Origin of the sequence: Trichlorobacter sp., assembly GCF_030247655.1 — a bacterium.
Taxonomy (GTDB): domain Bacteria; phylum Desulfobacterota; class Desulfuromonadia; order Geobacterales; family Pseudopelobacteraceae; genus Trichlorobacter.
Genome location: NZ_JAOTRZ010000239.1, coordinates 1 through 4258, shown reverse-complemented (window position 1 = coordinate 4258; position 4258 = coordinate 1). Strand labels below are relative to the sequence as shown.

Annotated in this window: 4 protein-coding genes; 1 reads left to right on the top strand and 3 read right to left on the bottom strand. The window is 53.0% G+C overall.

Annotation, left to right across the window (positions count from 1 at the left end; translation table 11 throughout):
* The 3 genes from tgt to OEL57_RS14700 all read right to left on the bottom strand — a co-directional run.
* A partial coding sequence (tgt, locus tag OEL57_RS14710) for a tRNA guanosine(34) transglycosylase Tgt (RefSeq protein WP_300741486.1) occupies window positions 1–980 on the bottom strand: 980 nt, incomplete at its 3' end.
* Window positions 981–1003: 23 nt separating this feature from the next.
* Window positions 1004–1993 carry an ABC transporter ATP-binding protein gene (locus tag OEL57_RS14705; protein ID WP_300741485.1) on the bottom strand — a complete coding sequence of 330 codons (990 nt, stop codon included), beginning with the start codon at window positions 1991–1993 and terminating at the stop codon, window positions 1004–1006.
* Window positions 1990–2952 (bottom strand): ABC transporter ATP-binding protein, encoded by a 963-nt coding sequence (locus OEL57_RS14700; protein ID WP_300741469.1) that lies wholly within the window; start codon window positions 2950–2952, stop codon window positions 1990–1992. Before OEL57_RS14700 ends, OEL57_RS14705 begins: the two co-directional genes overlap by 4 nt.
* 122 nt (window positions 2953–3074) lie before the next feature.
* Here OEL57_RS14700 and OEL57_RS14695 point away from each other — a divergent pair, with 122 nt between their 5' ends.
* Complete coding sequence (locus OEL57_RS14695) at window positions 3075–4205, top strand: SpoIID/LytB domain-containing protein (RefSeq protein ID WP_300741468.1); 1131 nt, start codon at window positions 3075–3077, stop codon at window positions 4203–4205.
* Window positions 4206–4258: the final 53 nt, after the last annotated feature.

Genomic DNA, 4258 nt, shown 5'->3' with positions numbered 1-4258 from the left:
ACTGAAAGCACCTCGTTGGCAGCAAACAGGTGGTGCAGATAGGCCCGACTGAAGTTCTGACAGGTGTAGCAACTGCACGATGGATCAACCGGGAAAAAATCACGTTTGTAGTTTTTGTTGCTGACCCTGATCTTTCCGCGTCGGGTAAACAGCGTGGCACTGCGGGCATAGCGGGTGGGGATCACACAGTCAAACATGTCTATGCCCCGCTCAACACTCTCCAGAATATCTTCAGGCAGGCCAACCCCCATCAGGTAGCGTGGCTTGTCCCCCGGCAGGTGGGGCGCGGTCCAGCCCACCACCTTTTTAAGCAACTCCAGGCCTTCACCAACACTGACGCCGCCAATGGCATAGCCGGGCAGGTCCAGCTTGCGCATCTCTTTGGCACACATGATCCGCAGGTCTTCATAGACACTGCCCTGCACAATGCCAAACAGGGCCTGTGTCTCACGGTTGGTCCAGGCCTTTTGACATTCTTTTAACCAGCGGATGGTCTTCTTGGTGGACTGCTCTGCATAGGCCTTGTCGCAGGGGTAGGGGATACACTCATCAAAGGCCATCATGATATCTGAGCCAAGCTCCTGCTGGATCCCGATCGCCTTGGCCGGATCAAGGTAGATTTCCTCGCCGGTCAGCTCATGCTTGAAAAAGACACCATCTTCAGTGATCCGTTTTTTTGGCAGAGAAAAGACCTGGAACCCGCCGGAATCGGTCAGAATTGGTTTTTCCCAGGCCATGAATTTGTGCAGGCCGCCTGCCTTTTTGACCAGTCCTTCACCTGGCTGCAGGTGCAGGTGGTAGGTGTTGGAAAGGATGATCTGGGCACCGGTTTCATGAATCTGGGCCGGTGTCAGCGGTTTCATGGCACCGTGGGTGGCCACCGGCATAAAGATCGGGGTCTGGATCTCACCATGGCTGGTCTGGAGTATCCCCAGACGGGCGGCTGAGTCTTTGTCTTTTTTAAGCAGGGTAAAGTTCATGTAATGCTTTCTTTGGTGCAAGGTTACTTGTTGAAAATACTATAACTCAGGTGGCAGGCAGCGACATGATCAGGACGCTGTTCAACCAGAGGTGGTGTTTCCATACGGCAGATATCTGCAGCATAGGGACAACGGGGATGGAAACGGCATCCTTGAGGTAGATCGGCTGCTGAAGGCAGTTCATGGGAACGGATGGCTGGTGTCTGGCTGCTGTCCGATGCCTTGTGCAGGCGTGGAATGGCTGCAAGCAAAGCCTGGGTATAGGGATGGCGGCATTGTATAAATAGCTGCTGGGCCGGTGCCAGTTCTACGATGCTGCCCAGATACATGACGGCTATCCGGTCACTGACGTGCCGTAATACGCCAAGGTCATGGCTGACCATCAGCATAGTAAGGCCGTGTTGTTGTTTCAGTTCTTGCAGCAGGTTGATGATCTGGGCCTGGATAGAGATATCCAGTGATGAGACCGGTTCATCAGCCACCAGCACCGCTGGTTGGGCTGCCAGAGCACGGGCAATGCCGATCCGCTGACGCTGTCCACCGGAAAATTCATGGGGGAAACGGTCATATTGATCACCAGCCAGCCCTACCTGTGTCATCAGCTTGATGGTGGTTTCACGAATCTGCTGGTTGTCGCAGAGACCGTGAATCAAAAGCGGTTCTGCAATGGCATCGCCGATCCGCATGCGGGGATTCAATGATGAAAATGGATCCTGAAAGATCATCTGCACTGAACGCCGGAAAACAGGTTGGGTTTCAGGGGGCAGTTCCTTGATGTCAGTGCCTTGGAACCTGATACTGCCACTGTCCGGCTGCAGGAGGCCGGTCAACATCTTGGCCACTGTAGATTTGCCGCAGCCTGATTCACCGGCCAACCCCAGGGTCTCTCCCGGTTGCAGTCCCAAGGAAACCTGATCTACTGCCTTGAGCATGGCCCTGGTCTGTTTGTCCGGGCCATTTCCCTTGAGCGGAAAGCTTTTGTCTGCGTTGTGAATAGATAGAATATCAATCATATAAGATAGTTCCAGCATTTAACCAGGTGTCCAGCTCCCCTGTCCAACTCGGCAGGCATCTGCTCAAAACAAACCGGCTTTGCGTCAGGGCAGCGCTCTTTAAAGGGGCAACCGATGATCGGTTTGTCAAGTCGGGGAGGTTGGCCCGCTATGGTGGCCAGTGGTTGACCCGGCAGGGAATTTTCCGGCAGCGAGGCCAGCAGCCCTTTCGTGTAAGGGTGCAGCGGATTGTTGAGCAGCTGATCCGTTGCAGCAGCTTCCACAATCTGCCCGGCATACATGACATGCACCCGGTCAGCCCGTTGGGCAACAATACCCAGGTCATGGGTAATCAGCAGCAGGGCCAAGCCTTTATCCCGCCGCAGTTGATCAATCAGTTCAAGGATCTGGGCCTGAATGGTGACATCAAGGGCGGTGGTCGGTTCATCGGCAATCAACAGGTGTGGATTACAGGCAAGGGCCATGGCGATCATGACCCGTTGACGCTGGCCACCTGAGAGCTGGTGGGGATAGTCATTCATCCGTTGTTCAGGGGATGGTATTCCTACCTGTTGTAAGAGCTCCAGGGTCTCTGTCCGTGCTGTCTGTTTATCCAGCCTGCGGTGTAGCAGCAGCGGCTCCATCACCTGATCACCGATTTTTAAAACCGGATTCAGGGAGGTCATCGGCTCCTGAAAGATCATGGCAATCCGGTTACCCCGCAGCAGGCGTAGTTCCTTTTCAGGAAGGTGAGCAAGTTCCTGACCATCAAAGCGGATTGAACCACTTTCAATCTTGCCGGATGCCGGGATCAGTCCCATGATGGAACGGGCGGTCATGCTCTTGCCAGAGCCGGACTCACCCACAAGGGCCACTGTCTGGCCATGATCAAGGCGTAGATCCGCGCTGTTGACGGCACGCACAATGCCGTGGGGCGTGGGGATACTGACGGTAAGTTTGCTGATTTCAAGCAGTGCCATGGTTTGTCAGTGTAGCCTGCTGTTTCCTGCCTGTCAAACCTCGAAATGGTTATAGATAAACTTGAATCTGTTTGACACTCATACGGCTTTATGGTTCTATTTCAAACTTTCAGACGATATTTATGAACTACTTATATTCTTTTATCATAACCACATTTTTGCTGCTGTTGGCCGGAGTCGTCCCACAGGGAGCTGCAGCCATTGAGATTGCAGCTACTAACGAGCAGATCCGGGTTGCCATCAGCAAAGGGGCTGATTCGGTCACCATTGACGGTGACGGTATACTGGCCACCGATGAAACCGGCAAGCCACTGACGCTTGAATTCCCTTCTACATTTCAAAATGAACGGGGCAGGGTGCAGGCCGGAAGTGATTCCAGCCGGTTGATACGTCTTGCTGCGGCTGGCAAGTTGCGCATAAACGGCAAGTCTTACCGCGGAATGCTTGAGTTGTCTGTGCAGAATGGTAAGTTGCTGGTGGTGAATCAGTTACCCCTTGAGCAGTATCTGGTGGGGCTGATCAATAGTGAAATTTCCTCCACCTGGCCGATGGAGTCGATCAAGACCCAGGCGGTGATCGCCCGTACCTTTGCGGTGGCTAAACGGAAGGAGCGCAGCAAGGCGTTCTATCACCTTGAATCAACGGTTATGGATCAGGCCTACGAAGGCAGTGATGATGAGGATAGTCGGGCTGCCCGTGGTGTTGTTGAGACGCAAGATCAGGTATTGACCTATAATGGTGCGGTGATACAGGCTTTTTATCATGCCAATAGCGGTGGTCGAACCGAGGCGTCTCAGAATGTATGGGGCATAGCACTGCCCTATCTACAAGGGGTTGAGTGCCAGTACGGTCTGACTTCAACCACCAGCAGCTGGGAGCAGTCTTTGCCGTTGTCAAAGATTGAAGCAGCCTTGAAATCATTTAAGGTCTATGGGCTTACTGATATTAAACCAGGTCCACGTAATAATCGTAGCAGGTTGAAGAACGTGGTACTGGTGACAGAACATGGCAACATAAGTCTGCTGGCAACCAAATTCAGGATGGCAGTTGGGTCAACGGTGATAAAAAGCACCAACTTTTCAGTACGTGTCGAGGGTGGCACGGCTTATTTTAACGGTGTGGGGTATGGTCATGGTGTGGGATTGTGTCAGTATGGCGCCAAACAACGGGCGCTGGATGGTTTCAAGTATGATGAAATTCTGACGTACTATTATCCCGGTGCCAGGCTGAGCAAGCTCTCTGAGCTTAAATAGCCCTGCATATATGCTGTCTCTTATGCACATCTGACGCTGCCGACGAGATTTCC

What these genes read in the sequence shown, in the direction of transcription:
- OEL57_RS14705 (WP_300741485.1), bottom strand. Translation starts at nt 1,993, where the DNA reads ATGATTGATATTCTATCTATTCACAACGCAGACAAAAGCTTTCCGCTC.
- OEL57_RS14700 (WP_300741469.1), bottom strand. Translation starts at nt 2,952, where the DNA reads ATGGCACTGCTTGAAATCAGCAAACTTACCGTCAGTATCCCCACGCCC.
- OEL57_RS14695 (WP_300741468.1), top strand. Translation starts at nt 3,075, where the DNA reads ATGAACTACTTATATTCTTTTATCATAACCACATTTTTGCTGCTGTTG.